This window comes from Kitasatospora sp. NPDC088861, assembly GCF_044750105.1.
Classification (GTDB): Bacteria; Actinomycetota; Actinomycetes; order Streptomycetales; family Streptomycetaceae; genus Kitasatospora.
The window spans coordinates 405,557-430,238 of sequence record NZ_JBIVJF010000003.1 but is presented as its reverse complement, the minus strand read 5'-3'; the positions used below and the strand labels follow the sequence as shown (position 1 = coordinate 430,238).

The window sequence follows — 24,682 nt, the reverse complement described above, 5'->3', positions numbered from 1 at the left end:
GCGGCGGCTACTCGGGGTAGCCCGGGATCACACCCTCGCCGTCGGCCATCAACATCTCGCGGACCTCGTCGATCGTCGCCTCGGCGCTCGGCAGGATCAGCTCGGACGGCGCCAGTGAATCCAGCGGCACCGGAGTGCCGAACTGCTTCACCGCGTCCAGCAGCTTGCCGTAGGCCCGACGGAAGTGCTCCTCGTCCCCCGACTCCACTGCGGTGACGAGCTCGGCGTCGAGCTCGTTGAGCAGGTTCAGGTGGGACTCGCCCACCTCGTACTGCCCCTCACCCATGACCCTCATGATCATGCCGTGCGTCTCCCTGGTTCGTGGGATGGAGCTCAGATCACTTGTTGTAGTTGATGCGCGGGGTGTCCTGCTGCGGCTGGGCCTGCGGCTGCTGCGAATTGCCCTGCTCGATCGCGGCCGGACCGGAGGACGGGCCCCCCAGCTCGGCCTTCATCCGGGCCAGCTCCAGCTCGACGTCGGTGCCGCCGGCCACCCGCTCCAGCTCGGCCTCGATGTCGTCCTTGCGGCCGAGACCGCTGGAGTCGTCGAGCGCACCGGACGCCAGCAGCTCGTCGATCGCACCGGCCCGGGCCTGCATCTGGGCCGTCTTGTCCTCGGCCCGCTGGATGGCCAGGCCGACGTCGCCCATCTCCTCCGAGATCCCGGAGAAGGACTCGGCGATGCGGGTCTGCGCCTGAGCGGCGGTGTAGGTGGCCTTGATGGTCTCCTTCTTGGTGCGGAAGGCGTCCACCTTGGCCTGCAGCCGCTGGGAGGCGAGCGTGAGCTTCTCCTCCTCGCCCTGGAGGGCCTGGTACTGCGTCTCCAGGTCGGTGATCTGGGACTGCATGTTGGCCCGGCGGGTCAGCGCCTCGCGCGCGAGGTCCTCGCGGCCCAGGGACAGCGCCTTGCGGCCCTGGTCCTCGTACTTCGCCGACTGCTGCTGGAGCTGGGTCAGCTGGAGTTCCAGGCGCTTGCGCGAGGTCGCGACGTCCGCGACGCCACGCCGTACCTTCTGCAGCAGTTCGAGCTGCTTCTGGTAGGAGTAGTCGAGCGTCTCTCGGGGATCCTCCGCCCGGTCCAAGGCCTTGTTCGCCTTGGAGCGGAAGATCAACCCCATACGCTTCATGATTCCGTCGCTCATGGGCCTCGGGTGCCCCCTTCTCCGGCCTGCGGTCTCTATCTCGATACCAGACACGACGAGTGTATGTGCAGCGAGCCCGTCGCCGCAGTGCACCTGCCTGCTACAAGACTGCTACAGCGACCAGCGGAGTTCCTCCTCCCCCGGGTGGATCCGCCTCTCATCCCCTCCATAGTCCATCCGATTGATCCCCTACGGGAAGGGGCCGGGAAACCCCGGCGGGCGCCGACCTCGCGGATTGATACGCGTTTGGGTCCGAGGGGACCCCGAGAAGCCGCCCGGCACCCCGTACGCTGGTGGTGTGTTCCGACGCCGTTCAGATGATGCAGCCGCCTCCGCCACCGTGCTGGAGAAGCCGGACGAGACCCGCCACCCCCAGGCCAAGAAGGGCCGGCCAACGCCCAAGCGCAGTGAGGCCGAGGCCAACCGGCGCACCCGGGTGACGGTGCCCAAGGACCGCAAGGAGGCCGCCCGCCAGGCCCGCGAGCGGATGCGCTCCGAGCGCGAGAAGCAGCGCACCGCGCTGCTGGAGGGCGACGAGCGCCACCTGCCGGCCCGTGACAAGGGCCCGGTGCGCAAGTTCGCCCGCGACTACGTGGACGCCCGCTGGTCGCTCGCCGAGTTCTTCCTGCCCGCCGCCGTGGTCATCCTGGTGCTGAGCATCATCAAGGTGCCCGCCATCCAGCTGCTGTCCACGCTGCTGTTCCTGCTGTTCTTCGTGCTGGTGATCCTGGACTTCGTCCGCCTCGGCTTCGGTCTGCGCAAGCAGTTCGCCGAGCGCTTCGCCGGCCAGAACACCCGCGGCGCGGTCGCCTACGGCCTGATGCGCATCCTGCAGATGCGCCGGCTGCGACTGCCCAAGCCGCAGGTGCGGCGCGGAGAGAAGCCCTGACCGCCGAACCGGTGGACTCCGGCTGGGCCCCCCCTTCCTGGGAGGGGCCCGGCCTGTACGCGTTGCCGGGGCAGGGGGACGGCGGCCACGACCGGATCGGCCAGGAGCGCCGGCTGCCCTCGCGCAGCGGCTCCTTCGCCGGCGGTACCGGCGCCTGGCTGGACCGGCTCGGCGGACTGCGCGACTTCGTCCGCCAGGAACTGGTCTCCCGGCAGCTCGCCGAGCAGCTGGCCGGCCGCACCGCGCAGCGCGTCCTCGACATCGGCTGCGGCCAGGGCACCCAGGCGCTGCGCCTGGCCCGGGCCGGCCACTACGTCACCGGCATCGACTCCGACCCGGTCGCGCTCGGCGTCGCCCAGGGGGCGCTCGCCGAGGAACCGCCGGAGGTTGCCGGCCGGCTGCAACTGCTCAGCGGCGACGCCCACCAGTGCGGGCGCTGGTTCGGCCCGCGCAGCTTCGACGTGGTGCTCTGCCACGGCGTCCTGATGTACCTGCCCGCCCCCGACCCGATGATCGCCTCGCTGGCCCGGCTGCTGGCCCCGGGCGGGCTGCTCTCGCTGCTGGTCCGCAACCGCGACGCGCTCGCCCTGCGGCCCGCCGCCGCCGGGGACTGGCGGGCCGCCCTTCACGCCTTCGAGAGCGACCGGTACTACAACCGGCTCGGGCTGGCCGCCCGCGCCGACCGCCTCGCCGACCTCACCGTCACCCTCTCCGAGGTGTCGGTGCCGCTGAAGCACTGGTACGGCGTACGGGTCTTCACCGACAACGCGCCCGACGACGCGGCCCCGCCGGTGGACGGGCGGCAGCTCGCCCAGCTGCTGGAGGCCGAGGACCGGGCCGGCCGCACCGACCCGTACCGGCAGGTCGCCGCGCTGCTGCACGTGGTCGGCGCCAAGTAGCGGCCCCGCGACGGCGGTTACGCCTCGTGCAGGCTCATCGAGTAGATCACCCGGTCGTCGTCCAGCAGGACCGCCGTGTCGATGCCGTCCTCGGCGAGCTGCTTCCAGGACTCCCCGATCCAGGTCTCGGCGTCCCCCTGACCGGCGAACTCCTCCTGAGCGCCCTCCGGCACCACCGCGGTGCCGTCCGCCTTCTCGTACCGCCACGTCCAGACCATGCCCGGCTCCTCCCACCGACGACGCTGCCTGCGTGCTGCGCACCTTAGCCTGCCCGGCCCGATCTTCCGTATGCCTGGCCGGACGGTCCGGATGCCCGGTCGGGCAGGATGAGCGGCATGGCGATCCACCACCCGCTCCCCCGCACGCTGCTGCTCGGCGGCGCCCGCTCCGGCAAGTCCACCCGGGCCGAGCAGCTGCTCGCCGACCACCCGGACGTCCTGTACGTGGCCACCGGCGGCGCCCGGGACGGCGACGCCGAGTGGGCCCAGCGGGTCGCGCTGCACCGCGAGCGGCGGCCGGCGAGCTGGCGCACCGCCGAGACCTGCGACCTGGAGGCCGTGCTGGCCGACCGGACCGACCCGGCGCCGGTGCTGGTCGACTGCCTGGCGCTGTGGCTGACCGCCGTGATGGACGAGTGCGGCGCCTGGGACGACGCGGTCTGGGCGGCGGGTGGGGAGGCCGCCGTCCAGCGGCGCTGCGAGGCCCTGGCGCGGGCCTGGGCGGCCACCGGGCGCACGGCCGTCGCGGTCAGCAACGAGGTCGGGATGGGCGTCGTCCCGGCGACCGCCGCCGGCCGGCGCTTCCGCGACACCCTGGGCCGGCTGAACATGGCCGTGGCGGACGCCTCCGAGCGTGTGCTGCTGGTCGTGGCCGGGCAGGTTCTGACCGTCAAGCCAGCCGCCGCCTGAACATCTGCGGCGTGTAGCCTTCCGGACGATGGACACGACCGTGGATCTCGATACGTTCTCCTCGCTCGTCGAGCGCCCCGACGAGAGCGCCCGACGGGCCGCCGAGGAACGCTGGCAGGAGGCCGGCCGGCCGCGCGGCGGGCTCGGCAAGCTGGAGGAGCTGGGCAGCTGGCTGTCGTCCGTACAGGGGCGATCCCCCGTGCGGCCGGTGTCGGCCCCCAAGGTGCTGCTGTTCGCCGCCGACCACGGCGTGGCCGCGCTCGGGGTGTCCCGGCTGCCCGCCAAGGGCGGCACCGCCGCGCGGGTGCGCGCCGTCCTGGACGGCACCGCGCCGGTCACCCGGCTGGCCCGGCGCTACGGCGCCGAGGTGCGGGTCGTCGACGTCGCGGTGGACGCCGACCCCGCCGACTTCCCGGACGACGTGGTCACCCACCGGATCCGGCGCGGCTCCGGCCGGATCGACGTCGAGGACGCGCTCACCCCCGAGGAGACCGCGCGGGCCTTCCGGGCCGGCATGGCCGTCGCCGACGAGGAGGCCGACGCCGGCACCGACCTGGTGCTGCTCGGCGACCTCGGCGTCGGCGCCACCACCGTCGCCGCCGTCCTGGTCGGCGCGCTGTGCGGGACGGACGCGGCTGCCGTCACCGGGCGCGGCTCGGGCGTCGACGACCGGGTCTGGATGGTCAAGTGCGCCACCATCCGCGACTCCCTGCGGCGGGCCCGGCCCGTCCTCGGCGACCAGCTGGCGCTGCTCGGCGCCACCGGCGGGGCCGACTTCGCGGCGATCACCGGCTTCCTGCTCCAGGCCGCGGCGCGACGGCTCCCGGTGGTGCTGGACGGCGTCGTCTCGGCGGCCTGCGCGCTGGTCGCGCAGCGGATCGCCTTCCGGGCGCCGGAGTGGTGGCGGGCCGGGCAGTCGAGCGGCGAGCCCGCCCAGGCCAAGGCCTACGACCGCCTCACCCTGACGCCGTTGCAGGACCAGGGGATCACCATGGGCGAGGGCCTCGGCGCGCTGCTGGCCCTACCTCTGCTCCAGGCCGCGGGCGACGCGCTCGCGGACGAGGCCCCGCGGCCGTTCGTGCCGTCGGCGCCGAAGGAGCAGCCGAAGCTGCCGTCGGCGGCGGACCTGCTGCGGCGGCTGTAGGAACCCGCAGCAACCCGTGGCACCAGGATCATGGGCGCCCCGTCCGGCACATCGGACGGGGCGCTTCCGTTCGGAGGGAAACACGTCGTGCAGGGCGCCAGTTGGGCCGAGGGGCTCCGGTTCGGGTTCGGGACGCTGTCCGTGCTGCGGGTGCGGGTGGAGCGGTGGGACCGGGCCGCGGCGGCGCGGGCGATGACGGCGGCCCCGGTGGTGGGGCTGGTGCTCGGCGCGGCGGGCGCCGGGGCGGGGGCGCTGGTGGCCTGGCGGGCCGGCGGGCTGCTCGGGGCGGTGGCGGCGGTGGGGGTGCTGGCCGCGCTCACCCGGGGGCTGCACCTGGACGGTCTGGCGGACGTGGCCGACGGCCTGGGCAGCGGGAAGCCGGCCGAGGACGCGCTGCGCATCATGAAGCAGTCCGACATCGGCCCGTTCGGCGTCCTGACCCTCGTTCTCGTGCTGCTGGCCCAGATCGCGGCGCTGGCCGGACAGTTCGCCGAGTCGACCACGCGCGGCGCGCTCGCGGTGCTGGCGTCGGCGGTGACCGCGCGGTGCGCGCTCGCCTGGGGCTGCCTGCGGTCGGTGCCGGCCGCCCGGCCGGGCGGCCTGGGCGCGATGGTGGCGGGCACCGTGGCACCCGCCGGAGCGGTCGCGGGGACGGCCGCCGCGGCGCTCGCCCTGGCCGCACTCGGACTGTTTGACGGATCGTCAATCCTCCGTCTCCCCCTGTCCGTTGTGCTCGGCGTCGGATGCGCCCAGCTGCTGCTCCGGCGCTGCGTACGGCGGTTCGACGGAATCACCGGGGACGTGCTCGGCGCGATGGCGGAAACCGCCGCGACCGCCTCGCTGTTCGCCCTGGCGTTGCTCGGCTGATACCGGGCGGCGCGTGATCCCACCATGCGGACTACCATGCGGGGAGCACCGCAGCCCTGCACCGTCGCAGGTCCTGCCCGCCCGGCGTGACCCGAGGAGCCGGGGCCTCTGGTGTGCGTGGCCGCGACCTGCGCGGGTGCGCGCGCCAGGGGGCCCGGACCCGGAGCGTGCCGGGCGGTCCGGCCTGCGACGGCGGGTTGCGCCGGTGCGGCAGCCTCGCCGCAACCGGCCGTGGACCGCGAAAGAACAGGACGCATTACGTGACTGCATTGTCTGTGAGCACCTCCTCCGCCGCCTCGCTGCGCGCGGACGCCCTGGTGGTCGGTGTCGCCAAGGGCCCCAAGGGCATCGTGCTGGCCCCCGGCTCCGAGGCCGTGAACGAGGCGTTCGAGGGCAAGCTGACCGAGGTCCTCAGCACCCTGGGCGCGACCGGCGCCGAGGGCGAGGCCGTCAAGGTGCCCTCCCCCGCCGGCCTGAAGGCCGCGCTCGTGCTCGCGGTCGGCCTCGGCGAGGCCGCCGAGGCCGGCTACCAGCTGGAGGCGCTGCGCCGCGCCGCTGGTGTCGCCGCCCGCACCCTGGCCGGCGCCAAGAAGGCCGCGCTGGCCCTGCCGACCGAGTCCGCGGACGAGGTCGAGGCCGTCGCGCTGGGCGGCCTGCTCGGCTCGTACGCCTTCGGCACCTACAAGGCCGACGGCAGCGGCAAGGAGCCGGTCGGCGAGCTGGTCGTGCTGGCCCCCCGCAAGGGCAGCAAGGACGCCAAGGCGGCCGTGGAGCGCGCCGCCGCGGTCGGCGAGGAGATGAACCGGGCCCGTGACCTGGTCAACACCGCGCCGAACGACCTGAACCCGAAGAGCTTCGCCGCGATCGCCCAGGCGGCCGGCAAGGAGCACGGCCTCAAGGTCGAGGTGCTGGACGAGAAGGCGCTGCTCAAGGGCGGCTTCGGCGGCCTGCTGGGCGTCGGCAACGGCTCGGCCAACCCGCCGCGACTGGTGAAGGTGGCCTACACCCACCCGAAGGCGAAGGCCACGCTGGCCTTCATCGGCAAGGGCATCACCTACGACTCGGGCGGCATCTCGCTGAAGCCGGCCGGCCACAACGAGACCATGAAGTGCGACATGGCCGGCGCCGCCGCCGTGTTCGCCGCCGTGGTGGCCGCCAAGCGCCTGGGCCTGGCCGTCAACGTGACCGGCTGGCTGGCGCTGGCCGAGAACATGCCGTCCGGCTCCGCCACCCGCCCCGGCGACGTGCTGCGCATGTACGGCGGCAAGACCGTCGAGGTGCTGAACACCGACGCCGAGGGCCGTCTGGTGCTGGCCGACGCGATCGTGCGCGCCGGCGAGGAGAACCCGGACGTCATCGTCGACGTGGCGACCCTGACCGGCGCCATGGTGCTGGCCCTGGGCAACCGCACCTTCGGCGTGATGTCCAACAACGACGAGCTGCGCGAGACCCTGCACACCGTCTCGGGCGAGGTCGGCGAGCAGTCCTGGCCGATGCCGCTGCCGGCCGAGCTGCGCAAGGGCATGACCGAGTCGACCATCGCCGACCTGGCGAACATGGGCGAGCGGATGGGCGGCGGCCTGGTGGCCGGCCTGTTCCTGAAGGAGTTCGTGGCCGAGGGCATCGACTGGGCGCACCTGGACATCGCCGGCCCGGCGTTCCACGAGAGCGCGCCGTTCGGCTACACCCCGAAGGGCGGCACCGCGAGCGCGGTGCGCACCCTGGTCCGGTTCGCCGAGCAGACCGCGGCGGGCAACAAGGCCTGATCAGGCACTGAGTCGACGGGGGTCCGGCGCGCGTGCGCCGGGCCCCCGTCGGCGTTCGCGCGCCGGCGCCGGTTACCCGCGAGTAGGCCGGGACCCCGCCCCGCACCTCTGTTCGCTGCGGGCGAAACTTTGTTCCACCCTGCGGAAGACATGGCGCCGCAGGGCTGCGCCGACGCCCGTCCGGCGGCTGTCAACCCCGCGTTGAGCTGCAATGATGCCCTTCCGTCGGGGGTATTCCCGCCCCGGTGACCGCTCTGTGGGACACCCCTGGGGTGGACCCGGACATCAGCCACCGCGAACAAGTGCGAAGATGTATTTCCGGCACGACTGGGCGCCTCACAAAGGCTTCCGACCCACCGGACCGCGACCGGCCCGGCGACCCACCCCATTGCATGGAGGACGTGACGTGGCGAACGACGCCAGCACCGTTTTCGACGTAGTCATTCTCGGAGGCGGAAGCGGCGGTTACGCCGCGGCGCTCCGCGCCGCTCAGCTGGGCCTGAGCGTCGCCCTGGTCGAGAAGGGGGAGCTGGGCGGCACCTGCCTGCACCGCGGCTGCATCCCGACCAAGGCTCTGCTGCACGCCGCCGAGATCGCGGACGAGACGAAGGAGGCCGCCGAGTTCGGCGTTCTGGCCACCTTCCAGGGCATCGACATCAACGGCGTCCACAAGTACAAGGACGACGTCATCGCCGGCCTGTACAAGGGCCTCCAGGGCCTGGTCGCCTCCCGCAAGGTCACCTTCATCCAGGGCGCGGGCAAGCTCTCCTCGCAGACCTCGGTGGACGTCAACGGCCAGCGCATCGAGGGCCGCCACATCGTCCTGGCCACCGGCTCCGTGCCGCGCTCGATCCCGGGCCTGGAGATCGACGGCAACCGCGTGATCTCCTCGGACCACGCCCTCAAGCTCGACCGCATCCCGAAGTCGGCCGTCATCCTCGGCGGCGGCGTGATCGGCGTCGAGTTCGCCTCGGTCTGGAAGTCCTTCGGCGTCGAGGTCACCATCGTCGAGGCGCTGCCGCACCTCGTCCCGCTGGAGGACGAGAACTCCTCCAAGCTGCTGGAGCGCGCGTTCCGCAAGCGCGGCATCAAGTTCGAGCTGAAGGCCCGCTTCTCGGGCGTCGAGTACACCGAGGCCGGTGTCCGCGTCTCCACCGAGAACGGCAAGCAGATCGACGCCGACCTGCTGCTCGTCGCCATCGGCCGCGGCCCGGTCTCGTCCGGCCTCGGCTACGAGGAGAACGGCGTCGCGATGGACCGCGGCTACGTCCTGGTCGACGAGTACATGCGCACCAACGTGCCCACCATCTCGGCCGTCGGCGACCTCGCCCCGACCCTGCAGCTGGCCCACGTCGGCTTCGCCGAGGGCATCCTGGTCGCCGAGCGCCTGGCCGGCCTCAAGCCGGTGCCGATCGACTACGACGGCGTCCCGCGCGTGACCTACTCCAACCCCGAGGTGGCCTCCGTCGGCATCTCCGAGGCCAAGGCCGTCGAGCTGTACGGCAAGGAGAAGGTCGTCACCCTCAAGTACAACCTGGCCGGCAACGGCAAGAGCAAGATCCTGAAGACCGCCGGCGAGATCAAGCTCGTCCAGGTCAAGGACGGCGCCGTGGTCGGCGTCCACATGGTCGGCGCCCGCATGGGCGAGCAGGTCGGCGAAGCTCAGCTGATCTACAACTGGGAGGCCCTGCCGGCCGAGGTCGCGCAGCTCATCCACGCGCACCCGACCCAGTCCGAGGCCCTGGGCGAGGCGCACCTGGCGCTGGCCGGCAAGCCGCTGCACGCGCACGACTGATCACGCCACCACCCCCCATTTCCAGTACGCAAGACTTGATAGGAGTCGCTGAAACCATGGCGGTCTCAGTAACACTGCCCGCGCTGGGCGAGAGCGTTTCCGAGGGCACCGTCACCCGTTGGCTGAAGGCCGAGGGTGAGCGTGTCGAGGTCGACGAGCCGCTGCTCGAGGTGTCGACCGACAAGGTCGACACCGAGATCCCGTCGCCGGCCTCCGGCATCCTGGCCTCGATCAAGGTCGGCGAGGACGAGACCGTCGACGTCGGCGCCGAGCTGGCGATCATCGACGACGGCTCCGGTGCCCCGGTCGCCGCTGCGGCCCCGGTCGCCGAGGCCGCGCCCGTCGCCGCCCCGGCCCCGGTCGTGGAGGCGCCCGCCGCCCCCGCCCCGGTCGCCGCTGCCGCCCCGGCGGCTCCGGCTGCCGCTCCGGCTGCCGACGCCACCCCGGTCCTGCTGCCCGCGCTGGGCGAGTCGGTCACCGAGGGCACCGTCACCCGTTGGCTGAAGGCCGAGGGCGAGACGGTCGAGGTCGACGAGCCGCTGCTCGAGGTCTCCACCGACAAGGTCGACACCGAGATCCCGTCGCCGATCGCCGGTGTCGTGGTGAAGATCCTGGTCGGCGAGGACGAGACCGCCGAGGTCGGCGCCCAGCTCGCGCTGATCGGTGCCGCGGGTGCCGTCGCCGCCGCCCCGGCCCCGGTCGCCGCCCCGGCCCCCGTGGCTGCCCCGGCTCCGGTCGCCGCTCCGGCTCCGGTGGCCGCTCCGGCTGCCCCGGCCCCCGTCGCTCCGGCCGCGCCGGCTCCGGTCGCCGCCGCGCCGGCCCCGGTGGCCCCGGCCGCGCCCGCTCCGGTCGCCGCTCCGGCTCCCGTCGCCCCGGCCGCGCCGGCTGCCCCGGTGGCCGACGCCGGTGACGCCTACGTCACCCCGCTGGTGCGCAAGCTCGCCGCCGAGCACGGTGTCGAGCTGTCCTCCGTCGCCGGTACCGGCGTCGGCGGCCGCATCCGCAAGCAGGACGTCGTCGCCGCCGCGGAGGCCGCCAAGGCCGCCCCGGCCCCGGTCGCCGCCGCCGCTCCGGCCGCTGCGCCGAAGGCCGCCGCCGCGCCGTCCGCCCTGCGCGGCCAGACGGTCAAGATGACCCGCATGCGCAAGGTCATCGGCGACAACATGCTGAAGGCCCTGCACGAGCAGGCCCAGCTGACCAGCGTGGTCGAGGTGGACGTCACCAAGATCATGTCGCTGCGCGGCAAGGCCAAGGAGGGCTTCCTCGCCCGCGAGGGCGTCAAGCTGTCCCCGATGCCGTTCTTCGTCAAGGCCGCCGCCCAGGCGCTGAAGACCCACGCGGTCGTCAACGCCCGGATCAACGAGGCCGAGGGCACCATCACCTACTTCGACACCGAGAACATCGGTATCGCGGTGGACTCCGAGAAGGGTCTGATGACCCCGGTCATCAAGGGTGCGGGCGACCTCAACATCGCCGGCATCTCGAAGAAGACCGCCGAGCTGGCCGCCAAGGTCCGCGACAGCAAGATCACCCCGGACGAGCTGTCCGGCGCCACCTTCACCATCAGCAACACCGGCTCGCGCGGTGCGCTGTTCGACACCGTGATCGTGCCGCCGAACCAGGTCGCCATCCTGGGCATCGGTGCCACCGTCAAGCGCCCGGTGGTCATCGAGGCCGACGGCGGCACCGCCATCGGCATCCGTGACATGACCTACCTGTCGCTCTCCTACGACCACCGCCTGGTGGACGGCGCCGACGCCGCCCGCTACCTGGTCGCGGTCAAGGAGATCCTGGAGGCCGGCGAGTTCGAGGTCGAGCTCGGCCTGTAAGGCACTGCCGGTCCGCGGTTTCGGCTGCACGGAGCCCCGCGTCGTCCCTGGACGGCGCGGGGCTCCGCCGTTGCCCGGGCCCGCCTGCTGTCCGCCTGCTTCCGGCCGCGTCCGGTTGTCTCGGGCCGCGCCTGGCTGCGTCGAACATCACCAGCGTTTCGCCGGGCCATGGCATGCGCGGGGGCTTGCGAACGGGGATGCTGGAGCGGTGATGGACGAGACCGACTTCTGGCAGATGATCGACGAGACCCGGGAGGACGCCGACGGCGATCCGGACGAGCAGGCCGACCGGCTGGTGGAACGGCTGGTCCAGCTGACCCCGGACGACGTCATCGACTTCGCCCGGCTGTTCGAGGCCCGGTTCCAGCGGGCCTACCGCCACGACCTCTGGGGCGCCGCCTACCTGCTGCTGGACGGCGCCTCCGACGACACCTTCGACTACTTCCGCTGCTGGCTGATCGGCCAGGGCCGGGACGTCTTCGAGGGCGCCCTGTTCGAGCCTGACGACCTGGCGGACCTGCTGCCCGAGTTCGACGAGGAGGAGGACGGCGAGGCCGAGGACCTCGGCTACGCCGCCGACGAGGCGTACGAGCAGCTGACCGGACTTCCGCTGCCCGAGGTGGGCGGGCGGCAGTCCGGCCGACCGGCCGGGGCCGCGCTGGACTTCGACGACCCGGACGTCATGGCGAAACGGTTTCCCAAGCTCTGGGAGCGCTACGGGGATTAGGACGCGTCAGACACGCCCACGGCATGAGCGGGGCCGGACGCGTCAGGCGGTGCTGCCGCCGCCGGACGTGCCGTCCTGCTTGACGCCCTTGAGGATCTGGTCCAGCACGGACGCGTCCGGCGCGCTCGGGGTGTCGTCCACCCCGCCCTCGAACACCACGAAGCCGCCGCCCTTGGCCGGGACGGCCGCCAGCAGGACGTAGCCCTGGGTGCCGTCCGCGGTGCGGATGTGCCAGCGCACGGCGTAGCCGGACACGCCCGCGACGGTCGTGTAGCCGGAGCCGGAGTCTGTGTGCGAGCTGATCCCGGTGAAGATCTGGCCGGCGTACGCGGGCATCGTGGCCTCGGCGGCCGTCTTGGCGGTGACGCCCTGGACGGTGTCCTTCTCCACCGAGAACTGGCCGCGGATGCAGGAGCTGCCGTCCGGGCAGGTGTAGCGGCCGGTGCCCAGGTAGACCGTGGAGTGCGGGGAGTTGGGCGCCACGTCCCAGCCGTCGAACACCGGGACGGTGATCGCGTGCTGGGCGTCCGGGACGGTGCTCCTGACGGTCGGCGCCGGCTTGGGCGCGGGCGTCGGGGCGGACGTGCCCACCGTGGGGCTCGGGGCGGGGCCGCTCCGGGTGATGGTGACCGTCGGGTTCGGGGCCGGGTCGGCCTGCGGGGAGCCGCCACTGAGTACGATCCCGGCGACGATCCCGCCCACGGCGAGGACGGCGACCGCGATGCCGACGACCAGGCCGGGCCTCATCCGGCGGGGCGCCGGCTGCTGCGGCGGGTAGCCCGGCGCCGGGTAGCCGTAGCCCGCGCCCTGGGCGGGGTAGCCGTCCTGGGCCGGGTAGTAGCCGTCCTGGCCCGGGTAGCCGTAGCCCGGGGCGGGGGCGCTGCCCGGGTAGCCGGGGGCGTCCTGCGGACCGCCGTAGCCGTACCCGGGCTGCCGGCCGGGGGGCTGCCAGCCCTGGGTGGGGGCGTCGGCGAGGTGGCCGACGCCGCCCTGGAGCGGGCGCAGCTCGCTGGTCCAGGCGTTGCCGTCCCACCAGCGCTCGTGACCGGGGGTGCCGTCCGCACCGGGGACCGGGTACCACCCGGGGGGCGTCGAGTTGCTCACGGCCGTACGGTACCCGGCGGGGTGCCGGTCCAGACAGAGCGGATCGGTCACGACTCTGCACCACCCGCCACATCTGACTACTCGTCAGATGTGGCGGCCGGCAAGGCCGGTCGGGCGGGTCAGTCCGCCAGGCGGCGGGCCATCCAGATGTCGTCCACGTAGGACCCGTCGATCAGGAACTCCTCCGCCAGCGAGCCCTCGACGACGAAGCCGCAGCCCTCGTAGAGGCGGCGGGCCGGGGCGTTCCAGCCGAGCACCCGCAGGGTCAGCTTGCGCGCGCCCGCGGCCCGGGCGGCCTCGCAGGCCGCCTCGACCAGGCGCCGGCCGACACCCCGGCCGCGGGCCGTGCCGTCGACGACCAGGCCCTGGATCTGCCGGACGTGCCGGTTGCTGGCCAGCGGGGTCGGCGGGACCTGGCGGACGTAGCCGACCACCCGGCCGTCCAGGAGGGCGAGCAGGTACTGCTCCGGGGTGTGCCGTTCGTCGAAGACGCCGTCCTCCTCGGGCGGCTGCGGGGAGACGTCGGCCAGCGGGGACCAGGCGGCGCGGTTGAGAACGGCGAGTTCGCCCTCGTCCTCGGGTTGAGCTGGGCGGATGATCAGATTGTCCTCGTGCATGCGCGTCATGCTAATGAGGCGCATGCCGACATGACAGGGCCTTGGGAACTGGGAGGATGGACGCATGCGCATCGCTGTCACGGGCTCCACGGGATTGATCGGTTCGGCGCTCGTCCGCTCCCTGCTGGCGGACGGCCACGAGGTGGTCCGGCTGGTCCGGCGCCGCTCCAGGACGGGCCCGCAGCCCGACGGCAGCACGGCCATCGGCTGGAACCCGCTGCTCGGCCAGGTCGAGCAGGACGGACTGGCCGGGGTCGAGGCGGTCGTGCACCTGGCCGGCGCCGGGGTCGGCGACCACCGCTGGACGGACGCCTACAAGCGGGAGATCCGGGAGAGCCGGGCACTCGGCACCGAGACGCTGGCCGTCGCGCTGGCCGCGCTCAAGGAGCCGCCCCGGGTGCTGGTCAGCGCCTCCGCCGTCGGCTGGTACGGGCAGACCGGCGACCGGGTGATCGACGAGGACTCCCCCGCCGGCGACGACTTCCTGGCCGAGGTCTGCGTCGAGTGGGAGGCGGCCGCGCGGCCGGCCGAGCTGGCCGGCATCCGGGTCGTCCACCCGCGCACCGGGATGGTGCTGTCCGCAACCGGCGGGGCCGGCGCGCGGCTGTTCCCGCTGTTCAAGCTGGGGCTGGGCGGGCGGCTCGGCGACGGACGGCAGTACTGGAGCTTCATCTCACTGGCCGACCAGGTCGCCGCGCTGCGGTTCCTGATCGACCGGGACGACCTCTCCGGCGCCGTCAACCTCACCGCGCCCGACCCCGTCACCAACGCCGAGCTGACGGCGGCGCTCGGGCGGGTGCTCCGGCGGCCGACCCCGTTCCCGGTGCCGGAGGCGGTGCTCAAGGTGGTGCTCGGCGAGCTGGCGGTCGAGGTGGTCGGCAGCCACCGGGTGGTGCCGCGGCGGCTGCTGGACGCGGGCTTCCGCTTCGCGCACCCGGACGTGGACGCGGCGGTGCGCGCGGCGCTGTGAGTGGCGCTGTGAGTGGCGGTGCGCGCGGCGCTGTGAGTGGCGCCGGGATGGTGCGCACGGTGCTGTGAGTGACGCTGGGGGCGACCGGCGTCGCGGAGCCCTGCCGTCCGCCGCGGGGCTCCGGTGCGGGCTCCGCCGCAGGGCTCCGGTACGTCCCGCTGCGTACGGTGGCTACGGCATTCGCCCTGGCCAGGGGCATATGCCGGGCGGAGATCGGGTGGGGGTCGGACGGGGCTCCGGGAGGGGGCGCATGGGAGCACACACCAGGCGCGTCGCACGCCCCCGGTGACCGTGCGCGCCCGCCGACCCCGGAACCCGGCCCCAACGGCGCACTGTCCGTGACCGCGCTCCCGCCCGGTGCCGCGCGCCCCCTCTCGCCCCTTGGATCGGGCCCGATGCGCTTGTCTGATGCTCACACTGACTGGGCATCACACCGTCGGACCGTGTCCCGGCACCCCGCTGCCTGCGTCGGCCGGAGCCCCGGGACCAGGGAGGGAGCACGCCAGTGCCCACATACGACTTCACCCGCCGCGCCCGCCGCCCGTCCGACCCTGACGTCATCGTCATCGGCGCCGGACTCGCCGGCCTGGCCGCCGCACGCACGCTCACCGGCCGCGGCCTCACCGTGCAGATCCTTGAGGCCACGGAGCGGATCGGCGGCCGGATGGCCACCCGCGAACTGGACGGATTCCGGCTCGACGACGGCAGCCACCTGCTGAACACCGCCTTCCCCGAACTCCGCCGCGTCCTCGACCTCGACCGCCTCGACCTGCGCCCACTCGCGGCCGGAGTCCTCGTGCACAGCGGCGGCCGGCGCTACCGCACCGGGGACCCGCAGCTCACCACCGCCCGGCAGGCCGCCACCCGCGCCCCACTCGGCAGCCCGCTGGACAAGGCCCGGCTCGGCAGCTGGCTCGGCCGGCTCGCCACCACCCCCGCCAGCCGCCTCAAGGCCCGCCCGGAGACCACCACCGCCCGCGCGCTGGCCGGCCACGGGCTCGCCCCGCGCACCCTCGACGGCTTCCTACGGCCACTGCTCAGCGCGCTGCTCAGCGACCCCGCCCTCGGCACCAGCAGCCGGATCGCCGACCTGGTCCTGCGCTCCTACGCGCGCGGGCGGCTCTGTCTGCCCGCCGGCGGGATCGCGGCCGTGCCGGCCCAGCTGGCCACCACCCTGCCCGCCGGCACCGTACGCACCGGGGTGCAGGTCACCTCGATCGCCGCCGACGGCGTGGAGACCGCCACCCACGGGCGGATCGGCGCCCAGGCCGTCGTCCTCGCCACCGACGCCCGCTCCGCCGCCGAACTGCTGCCCGGGCTACGGCTGCCGGACTTCCACCCCGTCACGACCTTCTACCACGCGGCCGACCGCACCCCGCTGGGTGAGGCCGTCCTGCTGCTCGACGGCGACCGGCCCGGCGGGCAGCCGCCGCTGGTCTCGCACTCCCTGGTGCTCAGCGAACTGCACCCCTCGTACGCCCCTGCCGGGCAGGCACTGATCGCCACCACCGTGCTCGGGCGGCGCTCCTTCGACTCGGGTGGCCCGGCCGGGCTGGAACCGGCGGTCCGGGTCCGGCTCGCCGAGCTGTACGGCGCCTCGACCACCGGCTGGCAGTTCCTGAACGTGCGGCACGTCCCGGACGCGCTGCCCGCGATGCCGCCGCCGCACAACCCCCGGCGCCCGGTGCGGGTGCTGGCCGGGCTGTACGTCGCCGGGGACCACCGGGACACCAGCACCGTGCAGGGCGCGCTGGTCTCCGGGCGGCGGGCGGCGCAGGCCGTGCTGCGCGACCTCGGCGTCCCGACCAACGCCCGGGAGGCCGAGGCGGCGGCCTGAGCCTGGCGGGGTCGGCCTGCGGGCTCCCCGTCCGGCTCCCGGCCCGTCCGGCTCCCGGCCCGTCCGGCTCCCGGCCCGGCGGGCTCCGGGTCCGGCTCCGGCTCCCGATCCGGCAGGCTCCGGGTCTGGCTCCGGGGACACGCTGACGACCTGCCGGTGGGTGACGGAGCGGCGACATGCCAGGATGCCGACATGACCGCTCATCGGATGATTTACACCGTACGGCCGGTTGCGCGGTGAGCGCCGCCGTCCAGCCGGTGGCCCTGATCCTGATCCCCGCCGCGGCCGTCGCCGCGCCGCTGCTCGCCGACCGCCTGCTGCGGTGGATCGCCGTCCCGACCGTCGTGTTCGAGATCCTGCTCGGCGTCCTGATCGGCCCCGACGTCCTGAACTGGGCGCACGTCGACGACCTGGTCAACGCGCTCTCCCAGTTCGGCCTGGCCATGCTGATGTTCCTGGCCGGGTACGAGATCGACTTCGCCAAGCTGCGCGGCGGCCCGCTGAAACGGGCGGGCACCGCGTGGCTGGTCACGCTCGTGGCGGCGCTCGGCGTGGGCGCGCTGGTCAACCGGGACCCGCTGAACGGCGCCTTCGCCGGGCTCGCGCTCACCACCACCGCCCTCGGAACCATCCTGCCGATCCTCCGCGACTCCGGCGAACTCCCCACCCCCTTCGGATCGTTGGTGATGGCCACCGGGGCGGTCGGCGAGTTCGGGCCGATCATCGCGATCGCCATCCTGCTCAGCGGCAACTCCCCGGTCCGGACGGCCGTCATCCTCGGCGCCTTCGCGGTGATCACCGCCGTCGCGGTCCTCGGCGCACGCCGCCCCCGGCCCGGCTGGGCCACCCGGCTCATCGAGCGCACCCTGCGCACCTCCGGGCAGTTCGCGGTCCGGGCGGTGATCCTGGTGCTCGCCGTCATGGTGGCCGCCGCGATCTGGCTCGACCTGGACATGCTGCTCGGCGCCTTCACCGCCGGGATCGTCTCCCGGCTGCTGCTCTCCGACATCCGCCGGGCCGAGGAGGAGGTGATCGAGGCCAAGCTGGAGAGCATCGGCTTCGGTTTCCTGGTGCCGGTGTTCTTCGTGGTCAGCGGGATGAACTTCGACCTGTCCGCCCTGCTGGACGACCCCGGCACGATACTGCTCGTCCCGGTGTTCCTGCTGCTGCTCCTGGCCGTGCGCGGGCTGCCCGCCGGGCTGCTCGCCCCGGCCGGACTCGGCCGACGGGACCGCACGGCGCTCGGGCTCTACGGCGCGACGGCGCTGCCGCTGGTCGTGGTGATCACCACCATCGAGGTGGACGACGGTCACCTGCCGTCCTCGACGGCCGCCGCGCTGGTCGGCGCCGGCTTGCTCTCGGTGCTGGTGTTCCCGCTGGTGGCGCAGCGGGTGCGCGGCGGCGTCCGGCCGCCCGCACCGGAGGCCGGGCAGCCGCGCGTCCGGGCCGAGAGCTGGTGAGCCGCTTCGCCCCCGCCCGTCGCCGAGGCGGTCCTACCCGCCGCCGGGGCACTCGGAGCCGGAGCCGGTGCCGGGCGGACGAGCCCTTCGGCCCGGGGCGGACCCGGGCCGGACGGGTTTCCAGGGCCGCCGGGGCTCGCCCGACCGGCCCCTCTTCGACAGGTCCTCAGATCACGCCGGCCTGGCGGGCCGTCTCCTCGAAGGCGCGGGCCACCGGGCTGCCCCGGTAGGGGGTGAGGCGGCGGTGGAAGTCCCGGACGTACTCCAGCGAGCGGGCCGAACGCATCTCCCCCGCCGCCCGCAGCGCGTCGGTGGCCATGGTGCAGGCCTCGTCGAGGTCCCCCATGCCGAGCCGGGCGGTGGCCAGCACCAGCCGGCAGAAGATCCGGCTGCGCGCGTAGGCGGGTGAGCGCAGCCGCAGCGACTTCTCGGCGTGCTGCGCGGAGGTGCGCCACTGCTGGAGGTCGCGGTAGCAGTGGGCGAACTCGTCGGAGAGCTGGGCCTCGTCGAAGTACCGCGCCCAGGAGGGCAGTTCGTCGCCGACCCGAGCCGCGGCCAGCGCCCGCTCGGAGCGCACCAGGGCGGTGGTGCAGGCCCGGACGTCGCCCAGCAGGCCGTGCCCGCGCGCCTCGGCGGCGTGCATCAGCGACTGGACCACCGGCGGAACGGCGGTGCCCACGCCCTGCTGGGCGACCCTGGCCAGTTGGACGGCCTCCCGGCCGTGGCCCAGGTGGACGGCCTGCTGACTCATCGTCACCAGGACGTACCCGCCGAGCGCGCGGTCCCCGGCGGCCTGGGACAGGCGCAGCGCCTGGACGAAGTAGCGCTGGGCGAGGCCGTGCGCGGCGATGTCGAAGGACGTCCAGCCGGCCAGCCTGGTCAGGTCGGCGACGGCGCCGAACAGCGCCCGGCCGATCTGCTCGCCGTAGCGGCCGCGCAGCATCGGCTCGGCCTCGCTCTCCAGGTAGCGGACCAGCGCCTGCCGGGCGTGCCCGCCGCCGTAGGCGTGATCGAGCGCCCGGAAGAGGTCGCCGACGGCGCGGATGGCGGCGATGTCGCCGCGGCCGACCCGCAGGGCGGGGCGCGACTCGCGGGCCGGTTCGGTGTACGGCGGCTCGACGGCGGTCGGCGGGCGCCGGCTCTGGGTGGGCACCCGGCCGATGGTGGGCCCGGCGGGGCCGGCCGCGCCCGGCACGGGGCGCATGCCGGGGGCCCCGTGGTGGGCCTGGCCGCGCGCCGGGCTCGGAGGGGGAGCGCCGGGCGCGGGGGGCACGCTCTGGGCGGGCGCGGCGGACGCTGCGGATGCTGCCGTCACGGCGGATGCCGCGGTGCCGGTGGTACCGGCAGTGGCGGCGGGCGGACCGGTGGGCGGACCGGTGGGCGGGCCGGTGGCGACATCGGGGCGGGCCATCGTCGAGCCGTCCCGGGCGACGCGCTCGTCCGTGCGGCCGATCAGCCAGTCCCGGCTGGGGACGACCAGGCCCGCCGGGGTGAAGGCGATCCGGCGCAGTTCGGACTGCGGGCCGTTGTCCTTGCGCCACATGCTCGCCACGATGTCCACCGCCTCCTGCGGGGTCTCGGCGAACTCCAGGCCCGCGTACACCGGGGCGCAGGCGTCCAGGCCGAGGTCCTGGGCGGTGAGGCGGCGGCCGAGGCGGCGGGTGAAGACCTCGGCGATCAGCGCGGGGGTGGCGCCGCGGGGCTGCTGGCCGCGCAGCCAGCGGGTGACCGAGGTCTTGTCGTAGCGCAGGTCGAGGCCGTGTTCCAGGCCGAGCTGGTCGACCCGGCGGGCCAGGCCCGCGTGCGAGAAGCCGGCTTCCTCGATGAGCGCGGCGAGTTGGCCGTTCTGCGGGGCCGGGCCGGAGTGCCCGGAGTGGCCGCCGACCGGCCCGGGGGCGGGGACGGCGGGTTCGTGCCGGTCGGTTGTGGCCTGCGCGGGCAGCCGCAGTTCGTCGGCGGTCGGGGCGTCGGCGGTCAGGGCGTCGGGGGCGTCCGGCAGGGTCCGGCCGACCGGGCCTCGGTGGTGGCCGAGCGGGTCGAGCGGTCCGTACGCCGGGCTGTCGGTTGCAGGCCGTTGGGGCATGTCAGTCAACACCTCTCGGACGTCGCACCGGGCTCTACCAGCACTTCGGCTGCCTGGGGCGGCGCCCCCTGTCGGGAATCGGCGTGAATGTAGCGAGCATTCGGGCGCTATGGGTGGATCTGACCGAGCAATCCTCCGAACGGGTGAAGCAACCGCGCCCATTGTGGGGAAGCGCGGTCGGCGCGGGTTTGGCCTTCCGCGGTCGAACCGTCGATCGGCTGTCATGGCGGTGAACACCACAGCCCACCGGGCTGCTGTGGTGGACCACCACATGGGAGCCGGGCCCCCGGATTTCCTAGCGTTCTCGGCCATGGACACCACTACAGCCCGCCCGCTCGACGGCCGGACGGCCCTGGTCACCGGGGCCGCCTCGGGCATCGGCCGGGCCTGCGCCGAGGCCTTCGCCGAGGCCGGCGCCCGGGTCTACGTCGTCGACCTCGCGGCCGGACCGGCCCGGGAGCTCGCCGAGCGGATCGGCGGCCGCGCCGTCGTCGCGGACCTCGCCGACCCGGAGGCCGTGGAGGCCCTGCCGGCCGACGCCGACATCGTGGTCAACAACGCCGGCCTCCAACACGTCGCGCCCGTCCACGAGTTCCCGCCCGACCGCTTCACTCTCATCCAACGCGTCATGGTCGAGGCGCCGTTCCGCATCCTGCGCCGCACTCTCCCGCACATGTACGAGCAGGAGTGGGGCCGGGTGGTCAACATCTCCTCCGTCCACGGCCTGCGGGCCAGCGCCTTCAAGTCCGCCTACGTCACCGCCAAGCACGCATTGGAGGGCCTCAGCAAGACCGTCGCCCTGGAGGGTGCCCCCTACGGCGTCACCAGCAACTGCATCAACCCGGGCTACGTCCGAACTCCCCTGGTGGAGAAGCAGATCGCGAGCCAGGCGCTCGCCCACGGCATCCGCGAGGACGAGGTCGTCGAGCAGATCATGCTCGAACGCACGGCCGTCAAGCGCCTCATCGAGCCCGAGGAGATCGCCCAACTCGCCCTCTGGCTCTGCTCCCCGCCCGCCTCCTACATCACCGGCGCCAGCCTCCCCGTCGACGGCGGCTGGACGGCGCGCTGAGCGGCGGCACCTGGCCGTCCTCCCCAGGCCGACCCCCGGGACTATGTGGGTGGCCCACATAGTCCCGGGGAACGCGCCTCCCTACCTTGTGGCGACGTCCCTTGGGGCGGCGCCCCTCGGGACGACACTCCTCGGGGCGACGTCCCTGGGGCGACATCCTCCCCCCCCGGCCCGGAAGTGGTGACCATGAACGCCTCCGCACCAGCCACGGCAGCCACCCGCTCACTCCCTCGGGTCGTGGCCGCCAGTCTCATCGGGACCACCATCGAGTGGTACGACTACTTCTTGTACGGAACAGCGGCCGCGCTGGTGTTCAACAAGCTGTTCTTCCCGAACACCGATCCGCTGACGGGGACGCTGCTGTCCTTCCTCACCTACGCGATCGGGTTCGCCGCGCGACCGATCGGGGCGCTGGTGTTCGGGCACTTCGGGGACCGGGTCGGGCGGAAGAAGCTGCTCGTCCTCAGCCTGCTGCTGATGGGCGGGTCGACCACGCTGATCGGGGTGCTGCCCACCTACAGCTCCATCGGGGCGGCGGCGCCGGTGCTGTTGACGGTGCTGCGCCTGGTGCAGGGCTTCGCGCTCGGCGGGGAGTGGGGCGGGGCGGTGCTGCTGGTGTCGGAGCACGGGGACCAGCGGCGGCGCGGGTTCTGGGCGTCGTGGCCGCAGGGCGGGGCGCCGGCCGGGAACCTGCTGGCGGCGGGGGTGCTGTCGCTGCTGACGGCGGTGCTGTCGGAGGACGCGTTCCTGTCGTGGGGGTGGCGGGTGCCGTTCCTGCTGTCGGCGGTGCTGGTCGGGGTCGGGCTGTGGATCCGGCTGGCGGTGGACGAGTCGCCGCTGTTCAAGCAGGCGCTGGCGGCCCAGCAGCAGCGGAGGACCGCCGAACAGCCTCCGCTGGTGGCGGTGTTGCGCAACCACTGGCGGGAGGTGCTGGTGGCGATGGGCGCGCGGATGGCGGAAAACATCTCGTACTACGTGATGACCACCTTTGTGCTGACGTACGCCGTCACCCACGCACACTTCTCCAAGCAGACCGCGCTGAACGCCGTACTGATCGGCTCCGCGATCCAGTTCGCGCTGATCCCGCTGTTCGGAGCACTGTCCGACCGGGTCGGACGCAAGCCGGTGTACCTGGTGGGCGCGGTCGGAGTGGGCGTCTGGGCGTTCGTCTTCTTCGGGCTGGTGGACACCAGGTCGTTCGGACAGCTGGTGGTCGCGGTGACGGTCGGGCTGGTCTTCCACAGCGCGATGTACGCACCGCAGGCGGCGTTCTTCTCCGAGCTGTTCGCCACCCGGATGCGCTACTCGGGCGCCTCGATCGGGGCCCAGTTCGCCTCGGTGGCCGCCGGCGCGCCCGCGCCGCTGATCGCGACCGCGCTGCTCAAGGACTACGGCAACGCCACCCCGATCTCGGTGTACGTGGCGATCGCGGCGGCGATCACCGTGCTGGCGGTGCTGTGCGGGCGGGAGACCAGGGGCAGCGACCTGGCGGACGTCGAGGCGGCAGTGGAGGCGGAGGCCGCCGCCGTGGCGGCCAAGCCCGCCACCGCCTGACGGCGGAGCCGCTACGATCGCGCTTCCGCCGGACCCGACGCCGATTGGCGGCACGCACCATGAACCACCCTCACGAAAGCGCCGCGCCCGCGCTGCGGCGACTGCTCGACCTGCTCGCCTCCGGCGCCGCCACCGAGGACTTCGCCGACGTGCTGGCCGACGCCCGCCGCCGCGGGGCGCCGGCCGCCGTCCTCGCCGAGATCGACGACGCCACCTGGCAGGCCCTGCGGGTGCACCGCACGCTGCGTCAACACCGGCGCCGGGAGGCGGAGTTGACCGCACTGTTCGACACCGCCGGGGACCTCGCGGCCTCCCGGGAGCTGGACACCGTGCTCCAGGCGATCGTCCGCCGCGCCCGGATGCTGCTCGGCACCGACACCGCGTACCTGACCCTGCCGGACGAGGCCGCGGGCGACACCTACATGCGGGTCACCGACGGCTCGGTCTCCGTCCTGTTCCAGACCCTGCGGCTCAGTCTCGGCCACGGCCTGGGCGGCCTGGTCGCGCAGACCGCCCGCCCGTACGCCACCCCCGACTACCGCACCGACGAACGGTTCCACCACACCGGCACGATCGACGCGGGCGTGCTCGACGAGGGCCTGGTGGCGATCATCGGGGTGCCGCTGCTGCTCGGCGGCGAGGTCATCGGGGTACTGTTCGCCGCCGACCGCTCGCCCCGCGCCTTCTCCCCCGACGAGGTGGCGCTGCTGTGCACACTGGCCGCGCACGCCGCGATCGCCCTGGACACCGCCAAGTCGCTGGCCGACACCCGGGCCGCGCTCGCCGAACTGAACAGCGCCAACGAACTGGTCCGCGCCCACTCGGCCGCCGTCCAGCGCGCCGAGCAGGCCCACGACCGGCTCACCGACCTGGTGCTGCGCGGCGCCGAGGTGCCGGACGTCGCCGCCGCCGTCGCGGCCCTGCTGGGCGGCGAGATAGCGGTCCTCGACGCCGAGGGCGAGCCGCTGGCCGGGCGGTCCGCACCCGCCGGCGAGCTGGCGGAGGCGGTCGCCGCGTCCCGGGCCGAGGGGCGGTCCGTCCGGCACGGCGAGCTGTGGGTGTGCGCGGTGCTGGCCGGGCACGACGCCCTCGGCACCCTGGTACTGCGCGGACGCCCCGGCCTCGACGACGCGGACCGGCGGCTGTTCGAACGGGCCAGCGTGGTGACCGCGCTGCTCCTGCTGCTGCGCCGCTCGGTGGCCGAGACCGAGAACAGGGTCCGCGGCGAACTGCTCACCGACCTGCTGACCGCCCCCGACCGCGATCCGGCCGGGCTCACCGCGCGCGGCCGCCGGCTCGGCGTCGACCTCGCCCGCCCGCACCTGGTCCTGGTCGCCGAACCGGCCGAACCCGCCGGGCCCCCCGTCCCCGACCGCGGCCGGCTGGCCGGCGCCGCCCGGCGGTACCTGTTCGGCTCCCGGGGCGTCAGCGCCGAGCACGGCGAGGCGGTGGTGCTGCTGGTGCCGGAGGCCGGCGACCCGGAGGAGGCCGCGCGGCAGGCCGCCGAGCGGCTGGCCCGGCTGGCCGGGTTCCCGGTCACCGTCGGCGTCGGCCGTCCGGCCGCCGGCCCGCCCGCGCTGGCCGCCTCGTACGCCGAGGGCCTGCGCTGCGTCCGGGCACTGCGGGTGCTCGGCCGCGCCGGGGAGGGCGCCTCGGCCCGCGCGCTGGGCTTCCTCGGGGTGCTGCTCGGCGACGGGCACGACGTGGACGGCTTCGTCGGCTCGGCGCTCGGCCCGCTGCTCGCCTACGACGCCCGGCGCGGCACCGAACTGGTCCGCACCCTGCGCGCCTACTTCGACTGCGGCGGCAGCCTCACCCGCGCCAAGGACGAACTGCACGTCCACGTGAACACCGTCGTCCAACGGCTGGACCGGGTCGAGGCGCTGCTCGGCCCGGACTGGAACCACCCCGAGCGCTCGCTCGAACTCCAGCTGGCGCTGCGGCTGCAACTGCTCGCGGGGGGCTGAACGGTCCTCGCGGAGGGCTGATCGACCTCCTTGCGGAGGGCTGATCGGCCCT

Annotated in this window: 20 protein-coding genes and 1 pseudogene; 15 read left to right on the top strand and 6 right to left on the bottom strand. The window is 74.1% G+C overall.

What is annotated here, in order from left to right; translation table 11 throughout:
* Window positions 1–7: 7 nt before the first annotated feature.
* Window positions 8–301 carry a hypothetical protein gene (locus tag ACIP37_RS08665; RefSeq protein ID WP_363622262.1) on the bottom strand — a complete coding sequence of 98 codons (294 nt, stop codon included), beginning with the start codon at window positions 299–301 and terminating at the stop codon, window positions 8–10.
* A 37-nt stretch (window positions 302–338) separates the two neighbouring features.
* A complete protein-coding gene (locus ACIP37_RS08660; protein ID WP_363580962.1) occupies window positions 339–1,142 on the bottom strand; it encodes a PspA/IM30 family protein in 804 nt (267 codons plus the stop codon).
* A gap of 298 nt (window positions 1,143–1,440) precedes the next feature.
* On the opposite strand from ACIP37_RS08660, the gene ACIP37_RS08655 reads away from it, so the two are divergent.
* Together ACIP37_RS08655 and ACIP37_RS08650 are read left to right on the top strand one after the other, a co-directional pair.
* Window positions 1,441–2,031, top strand: coding sequence for a DUF3043 domain-containing protein (locus ACIP37_RS08655; RefSeq protein WP_350886323.1), 591 nt, complete (start codon window positions 1,441–1,443; stop codon window positions 2,029–2,031).
* Between the two features lie 158 nt (window positions 2,032–2,189).
* On the top strand, window positions 2,190–2,930 hold the full coding sequence (locus ACIP37_RS08650) for a class I SAM-dependent methyltransferase (RefSeq protein WP_400805697.1): 741 nt from the start codon (window positions 2,190–2,192) through the stop codon (window positions 2,928–2,930).
* Between the two features lie 17 nt (window positions 2,931–2,947).
* On the opposite strand, the gene ACIP37_RS08645 is transcribed toward ACIP37_RS08650, so the two are convergent.
* A complete protein-coding gene (locus tag ACIP37_RS08645) occupies window positions 2,948–3,148 on the bottom strand; it encodes a hypothetical protein (RefSeq protein WP_350886321.1) in 201 nt (66 codons plus the stop codon).
* Window positions 3,149–3,280: 132 nt separating this feature from the next.
* Between ACIP37_RS08645 and cobU the strand changes: the two are divergent.
* From cobU to ACIP37_RS08610, 7 genes and pseudogenes are all read left to right on the top strand, one after another.
* Window positions 3,281–3,838 (top strand): annotated as a pseudogene (gene cobU, locus ACIP37_RS08640) (bifunctional adenosylcobinamide kinase/adenosylcobinamide-phosphate guanylyltransferase); the annotation flags it as partial.
* 28 nt (window positions 3,839–3,866) lie between these two features.
* The gene (locus ACIP37_RS08635; RefSeq protein ID WP_363628804.1) at window positions 3,867–4,982 is read left to right on the top strand and encodes a nicotinate-nucleotide--dimethylbenzimidazole phosphoribosyltransferase; all 1,116 of its coding nucleotides are present in this window, start codon (window positions 3,867–3,869) and stop codon (window positions 4,980–4,982) included.
* A gap of 87 nt (window positions 4,983–5,069) precedes the next feature.
* Window positions 5,070–5,849, top strand: coding sequence for an adenosylcobinamide-GDP ribazoletransferase (locus ACIP37_RS08630; protein WP_363580958.1), 780 nt, complete (start codon window positions 5,070–5,072; stop codon window positions 5,847–5,849).
* Between the two features lie 260 nt (window positions 5,850–6,109).
* Complete coding sequence (locus ACIP37_RS08625; protein WP_363580956.1) at window positions 6,110–7,615, top strand: leucyl aminopeptidase; 1,506 nt, start codon at window positions 6,110–6,112, stop codon at window positions 7,613–7,615.
* 406 nt (window positions 7,616–8,021) lie between these two features.
* Complete coding sequence (gene lpdA / locus ACIP37_RS08620) at window positions 8,022–9,410, top strand: dihydrolipoyl dehydrogenase (RefSeq protein WP_363580954.1); 1,389 nt, start codon at window positions 8,022–8,024, stop codon at window positions 9,408–9,410.
* A gap of 56 nt (window positions 9,411–9,466) precedes the next feature.
* Window positions 9,467–11,239 (top strand): 2-oxoglutarate dehydrogenase, E2 component, dihydrolipoamide succinyltransferase, encoded by a 1,773-nt coding sequence (gene sucB / locus ACIP37_RS08615; protein WP_363628806.1) that lies wholly within the window; start codon window positions 9,467–9,469, stop codon window positions 11,237–11,239.
* A 211-nt stretch (window positions 11,240–11,450) separates the two neighbouring features.
* Window positions 11,451–11,966: a DUF4240 domain-containing protein gene (locus tag ACIP37_RS08610; RefSeq protein ID WP_350885237.1), complete on the top strand. Its 516-nt coding sequence runs from the start codon at window positions 11,451–11,453 to the stop codon at window positions 11,964–11,966.
* A gap of 42 nt (window positions 11,967–12,008) precedes the next feature.
* Here the strand turns inward: ACIP37_RS08610 and ACIP37_RS08605 are convergent, their stop codons facing one another.
* Both ACIP37_RS08605 and ACIP37_RS08600 read right to left on the bottom strand, forming a co-directional pair.
* Window positions 12,009–13,070 (bottom strand): DUF2510 domain-containing protein, encoded by a 1,062-nt coding sequence (locus tag ACIP37_RS08605; RefSeq protein WP_363580950.1) that lies wholly within the window; start codon window positions 13,068–13,070, stop codon window positions 12,009–12,011.
* Between the two features lie 119 nt (window positions 13,071–13,189).
* Window positions 13,190–13,687 carry a GNAT family N-acetyltransferase gene (locus tag ACIP37_RS08600; protein WP_400805603.1) on the bottom strand — a complete coding sequence of 166 codons (498 nt, stop codon included), beginning with the start codon at window positions 13,685–13,687 and terminating at the stop codon, window positions 13,190–13,192.
* Window positions 13,688–13,751: 64 nt separating this feature from the next.
* On the opposite strand from ACIP37_RS08600, the gene ACIP37_RS08595 reads away from it, so the two are divergent.
* The 3 genes from ACIP37_RS08595 to ACIP37_RS08585 all read left to right on the top strand — a co-directional run bounded on the left by ACIP37_RS08595 (window position 13,752) and on the right by ACIP37_RS08585 (window position 17,954).
* Window positions 13,752–14,657: a TIGR01777 family oxidoreductase gene (locus ACIP37_RS08595; protein WP_400805601.1), complete on the top strand. Its 906-nt coding sequence runs from the start codon at window positions 13,752–13,754 to the stop codon at window positions 14,655–14,657.
* A 505-nt stretch (window positions 14,658–15,162) separates the two neighbouring features.
* A complete protein-coding gene (locus ACIP37_RS08590; RefSeq protein ID WP_363580944.1) occupies window positions 15,163–16,494 on the top strand; it encodes an NAD(P)/FAD-dependent oxidoreductase in 1,332 nt (443 codons plus the stop codon).
* Window positions 16,495–16,730: 236 nt separating this feature from the next.
* Window positions 16,731–17,954: a cation:proton antiporter gene (locus ACIP37_RS08585; protein WP_363580943.1), complete on the top strand. Its 1,224-nt coding sequence runs from the start codon at window positions 16,731–16,733 to the stop codon at window positions 17,952–17,954.
* A gap of 166 nt (window positions 17,955–18,120) precedes the next feature.
* Here the strand turns inward: ACIP37_RS08585 and ACIP37_RS08580 are convergent, their stop codons facing one another.
* Window positions 18,121–20,037: a regulator gene (locus tag ACIP37_RS08580; protein ID WP_400805599.1), complete on the bottom strand. Its 1,917-nt coding sequence runs from the start codon at window positions 20,035–20,037 to the stop codon at window positions 18,121–18,123.
* A 310-nt stretch (window positions 20,038–20,347) separates the two neighbouring features.
* On the opposite strand from ACIP37_RS08580, the gene ACIP37_RS08575 reads away from it, so the two are divergent.
* The 3 genes from ACIP37_RS08575 to ACIP37_RS08565 all read left to right on the top strand — a co-directional run bounded on the left by ACIP37_RS08575 (window position 20,348) and on the right by ACIP37_RS08565 (window position 24,630).
* Entirely contained in the window at window positions 20,348–21,109 is a 762-nt protein-coding gene (locus ACIP37_RS08575) for a 3-hydroxybutyrate dehydrogenase (RefSeq protein ID WP_400805597.1), read from the top strand.
* Between the two features lie 186 nt (window positions 21,110–21,295).
* Complete coding sequence (locus ACIP37_RS08570) at window positions 21,296–22,663, top strand: MFS transporter (RefSeq protein ID WP_363580937.1); 1,368 nt, start codon at window positions 21,296–21,298, stop codon at window positions 22,661–22,663.
* 59 nt (window positions 22,664–22,722) lie between these two features.
* Window positions 22,723–24,630 (top strand): helix-turn-helix domain-containing protein, encoded by a 1,908-nt coding sequence (locus ACIP37_RS08565; RefSeq protein WP_400805596.1) that lies wholly within the window; start codon window positions 22,723–22,725, stop codon window positions 24,628–24,630.
* Window positions 24,631–24,682: the final 52 nt, after the last annotated feature.